The organism is Microaerobacter geothermalis, assembly GCF_021608135.1.
Classification (GTDB): domain Bacteria; phylum Bacillota; class Bacilli; order DSM-22679; family DSM-22679; genus Microaerobacter; species Microaerobacter geothermalis.
The window spans coordinates 1-1,587 of sequence record NZ_JAKIHL010000081.1 but is presented as its reverse complement, the minus strand read 5'-3'; the positions used below and the strand labels follow the sequence as shown (position 1 = coordinate 1,587).

The 1,587-nt window shown below is 41.1% G+C and carries 1 protein-coding gene; it reads left to right on the top strand.

What is annotated here, in order from left to right; all coding sequences use genetic code 11:
• The first annotated feature begins 282 nt into the window (after positions 1-282).
• Entirely contained in the window at positions 283-1,545 is a 1,263-nt protein-coding gene (locus tag L1765_RS15835) for an IS110 family RNA-guided transposase (protein ID WP_236408438.1), read from the top strand.
• Positions 1,546-1,587 lie beyond the last annotated feature (42 nt).

Sequence of the window (1,587 nt, the reverse complement as noted above, 5' to 3'; positions counted from 1 at the left end):
TTCCTTTCGCTGTGCTCAAGGCACAAAATTTAATGAAAGTACTCTCCAACCCTGCTCATGCTATAATGTATTTGGGTAAGCAGATACACTACAGAGCACGGGGAGGTGAGTGGTGCAGTTTCATACTGCCCGCATTTTAAGATGTGCCGTTTGCCATTTTCAAGTACAAATAAGTGTGCCATCGAGCACGTAAACTAATCTTTGCATAAACAATTCCTGTTTATTACGTGGCAAACAGTCAATGTCTGCTTATCCACTATAAACTTTTGAGGGGATGTGTTTATGCTCAAGATTGTTTACCCTGTATGCTGTGGCATTGATGTCCACAAAAAGTTTGTGATGGCAACGGTTGGTACGACGAACCAGTCGGGGGTTACCGAATACCAAACCAGGAAATTTTCAACTTTTACAGAAGATTTGCTCCGTCTTTTAGAGTGGCTAAAATCCATGTCTTGCAAGCATGTCTGTATGGAATCTACAGGCAAGTACTGGCACCCTGTGTTTAATATTTTGGAGCATGACTGCGTTGTTGTTGTTGCGAATCCCAAATATGTCAAGGGGATTCGCGGCAAGAAAACCGATAAAAAAGATTCCATTTGGCTTTGTGACCTGCACAAGCACGGCTTGGTTCCCGGTAGCTTTATACCACCCTTGCCCATTCGTCAAATTCGAGATTTGATGCGGTATCGCTTTAAGCTTATCAACTTTAAGTCAAGTGAGAAAAATCGTGTTCAAAACTCGCTTACGGTTTCCAACATGATGATTTCCAATGTGGTTTCCGATACGTTTGGTGTAAGCTCGATGAGAATCATTCGTCATATTCTGGATCACCCGGATGATAGGGATTTCGATGTTTCATCAATGTTACACGGAAATATGAAAACGAAGGCTGAAACTATTGTAAAATCCATTCATGGACATTTGACGAAGCCACAAGCCGATAAGATGCGTGTATGCCTTAACCATGTTGACAGCATTGAGAAACACATCGCCGATATGGAATCGGTTATTTTAGAATTAGCTCAGCCCTACTTGCCACAAATAGAACTCATTTTATCCTTGCCAGGCATCAAGGATGTTTTTACAGCTATTGCGATCCTTGGTGAAATCGGAGTCGATATGTCTGCGTTTCTTTCTCATAAAAATCTATGTTCCTGGGCCGGGCTTACACCACAAAACAACGAAAGTGCCGGAAAGAAAAAATCGGTCCGTATTGCGCGAGCCGGGGTTTATATCAAGCCCTTATTGGTTCAATGTGCAAATGCTGCCATTCGAAGTAAAGCGTGTCCTTACTTCAAAATTCGTTATGACCAGATCAAGAAACGTCGAGGTCACAAAAAAGCCATTATTGCGATTGCACACAAGCTGCTCATTTGTATTTACCAAATGCTTGATAAAAATGAGCCCTTTAATGATCAGTTATACAATATGGATTCTAATCCAAAACCAAAACCCACTTATGCGCCTCAAATCACGGAAGATATGGCGATACGATATCTGGAAACTTTAGGTTACCAGATTCCCGACAAACGTATAAACGCCTAATAATTTCTATTAAATACATATTTATCCATGTCCACTTTGTAG